The following is a 2,582-nucleotide window of genomic DNA, read 5'->3' as shown; positions in this document are numbered from 1 at the left end:
TAGGATTGAAAGCCCTATTTTGCCCTCTTCTAAAGTTTAGCGGACAGCAATAATACGATTACTCACTCATCACACGGTCATATCACAGAAAAACAATCGGAGTGCTCCGTCAGGAAATAAGACGAAGCACTCCGATTATTTTATGAGAGTAGCAGATGAGCCTCTTACAGAGTGTAGACGAGACTTATACGTGCACTACGTGGCTCTGATGGGAAGAGCTGGAGTCCGAGCGACTCCTGATAGCTCACCTTGTTGAAGACGTTGTACACATCCACACCAAGAGTCAAGCCCTTGGTCACCTCGTACGAAGCCCCCAGGTCTACCTGCCAGAATCCCTCGAATGACAATGAGTTCTGGATGTTACGGAAACGCTCTCCTGTATAGTTCGCACTATAGTGCGCTTCAAATCCCTTGAAAAGTCCCTCTGAGACAGAGTAAGCTCCCAAGGTATAGAACTTGTGACGAGGGATATATGGAAGCTGCTTGCCTGTTGCCTGATCTGTGTCCATGTACTCATTAGGAGCGATCTTACCTGTAATGGCATGGGTGTAGCTATAACCTGCACCGAGTTCAAGACCAAGGATAGGGGTAGCCATCACATCCAATTCAAATCCATAAGAGTCCACTGTACCGACCTGTCCTCTGACAGTCTTTTTGACAGTCTTACCATCCACGATTTCATCCACCGACTTCAAGTTTTTGATCACATTGTTTTGCTTGATGTAGTAACCCGAAGCCGTCATCTCCACCCATGGAGCAAGTGCCACACGAGTTCCGAGTTCCCACTGATAACCACGCATAGGATCAAAGATCTCCTTGTCCGGCGTAGGAGTAAACTCCTGACCAAGCTTGTTGAGGTATATGGTCGTAGGGCTGTAAACCGTCATGAATGGCTTGTAGAAGTTGGCCAATGAGGTGTAGATATTGATGTCCTGCATCGGAGTAAACACCAATCCCATACGGTAAGTGAGGGCTTGTGAAAGAGCAAGCTGAAACTTCTCAGGCTTATTATAGCGAGTACCGCCATCGTTGGAAGCCACTCCTGCCGCACGTTCGTAGCGATAACGGTCATATCTCACAGCGAGCATACCCTGCAACATAGGAGAGAACTCCATCACATCTTGCAGATAGACACCATTGCTGAACACATTTCCGAGATTTGCCTCACTGAAACGGGCCTCCATAGGACCTGCACTCTTGGGATCATATGCAGAGACATAGGAGAAGAGACCCGGCCCGACGATATCGGGATTGGTTGTTGAAGAGCCAAAGTTGTAACCGGTAAATGTGACCCTGCGCATGAAGCTCACAGCATATCCGAGGTTCAGATTGTGCTTGATGAAGCCTGTATTGAGCTTGGCTTCGAGGCTCAACTGATTTTGTACGGTCTTTGCCATGTGTCTGAAACGAAGCGGATAAGTAAGCTGTACACGAGAGAGGTCTACATACATACGCTTGCCATCTTTCATGTAATAGTGGGGGTATGGAGCCTTGCCATCATCTGTCAACTTGTCTGTGGTCGGATATGTCAAAGCCTCTGTGCTGAAGTAGTCGATATCATCATCACTGTAGGAGAGCTGCTCGCGGAGCTTGAGCCAAGAGTTGAGTTGGCTTGTCCAGTTCAGAGAGAAGTTGAGGTTGCGGTTGTACATCGCATCGCTCTCATTGTTGTAGCGCGCCTCATTTCTGATCCCCGGTTGCAATTCACCCGGCTTCAAGTACACATTGCCTGTGGCATCAAAGACTTCGGTATTAAAAACTCCGGGGAGACCTGCCTCTGTACCGTAGAAGTCATTGTTGTAGCTCAGGCGAAGATCAAGACTGTTATTGTCCCACTCTTTGGTAGCAGTCGTGTAGGCTTTGAAGTTTCTGTCTCGCTTGCTTCTCCAGCCCTCGCCATCAGAGTAGCCGATACCCGAAAGCACACTCCAACCATCGCCGAGATAACCACCTCCAGATGCAAGGAAACGCTTCTGATCAAAAGTATTGTAGTCCAAACGAGCATGGAAGTTGGTATCCTTCATAGCCTTGCGACGTGTGATATTGAGTACACCACCGACAGCCGAGTGCCCTTGAAGTACCGAAGCAGGACCTTTGAGTATCTCAAGGCTCTCCACATCACTCAAGTCAGAGAGAGGATAGGAGTTGAAAGTCGTACGCTCGTCGCGCATACCGTCCACGATCACGGGAGAGTAGTCAAACCCACGGACTTGGAGTTGCAAAAAAGCACCATAAGTCCTCCTAAAACCTGCACCTGTGGCAAAACGCATAGCATCCATGGGCTGATAGAGACCACGCTTGGAGAGGTTTTTCATGTCGATACTGTTGATCGTCATGGGCAACATGGCCAAAGGCACATCGATACGAGAAAGATTATTCGTTTTTGGTTTGGGTCTGATCATATCTGCCACAACATCAAGCTGATTGAGGTTGCGCACACTATCCAACGGAGACTCCATGGCATGAGCAAGGCATGGCAGAGCCAGCAACAATAGCGCTGATAACTTTTTAGTCATAGAATAAATTGTAATTAAGTGTAATATCTCTTTCATTTGTTGGGAACAAGGAAGACATAAAAATAT

The 2,582-nt window shown here is 47.8% G+C and carries 1 protein-coding gene; it reads right to left on the bottom strand.

Annotated elements, in window-relative coordinates; all coding sequences use genetic code 11:
• Positions 1–164: 164 nt before the first annotated feature.
• Positions 165–2,516 (bottom strand): TonB-dependent siderophore receptor, encoded by a 2,352-nt coding sequence (locus Q4A14_RS08900; protein ID WP_303171517.1) that lies wholly within the window; start codon positions 2,514–2,516, stop codon positions 165–167.
• Positions 2,517–2,582: the final 66 nt, after the last annotated feature.

Origin of the sequence: Porphyromonas sp., assembly GCF_030529325.1 — a bacterium.
Lineage (GTDB): Bacteria > Bacteroidota > Bacteroidia > Bacteroidales > Porphyromonadaceae > Porphyromonas_A.
Note: the sequence above shows the minus strand (reverse complement) of the source record. Positions and strands in the feature narration are given on the sequence as shown.